The organism is Vibrio sonorensis (genome assembly GCF_001854765.1).
Classification (GTDB): domain Bacteria; phylum Pseudomonadota; class Gammaproteobacteria; order Enterobacterales; family Vibrionaceae; genus Vibrio; species Vibrio sonorensis.
Map to the genome: position 1 here is coordinate 1 of NZ_LJJE01000115.1, position 413 is coordinate 413.

At 43.8% G+C, this 413-nt stretch carries 1 pseudogene; it reads right to left on the reverse strand.

Annotation, left to right across the window (positions count from 1 at the left end):
• Window positions 1-307 precede the first annotated feature (307 nt).
• A pseudogene (locus BLO31_RS24695) lies at window positions 308-413 on the reverse strand (IS5/IS1182 family transposase); the annotation flags it as partial.

The following is a 413-nucleotide window of genomic DNA, read 5'->3' on the forward strand; positions in this document are numbered from 1 at the left end:
AGCGATCTGCGTTTCTGTATAACGTGATTTTTTCATCATGCGTTCTCCGTTTGTTTCAGTGTAAACGGAAAAGCTCTAATTGCTAATGGCCAGTTTTTTGGGGAGGGTTACACTTTCTATTGCGTATGCCCTTATGATTATCTTACTTATCATTCCAATCTCATTAAGAAATCAAGCCAAATAACAATCTAGACAACAACCACTGCTTTTGGGGCTATGCGACAACCCCCTCAATCTATGGCTAGTAGCTTACTCATAGAAATGACAGCTTAAAAGTTGGCGGTTATCGCAGCTACCCGGTCACTACCCCCACTTGTGCGTTGTAGTTTCTTAGACTTAGCCGTCCACCAAGCAACTGTTTGACTCGATACATCGCCGTTTCAGATAGCGAGCGCTTGTGGTAGCCATAGCGC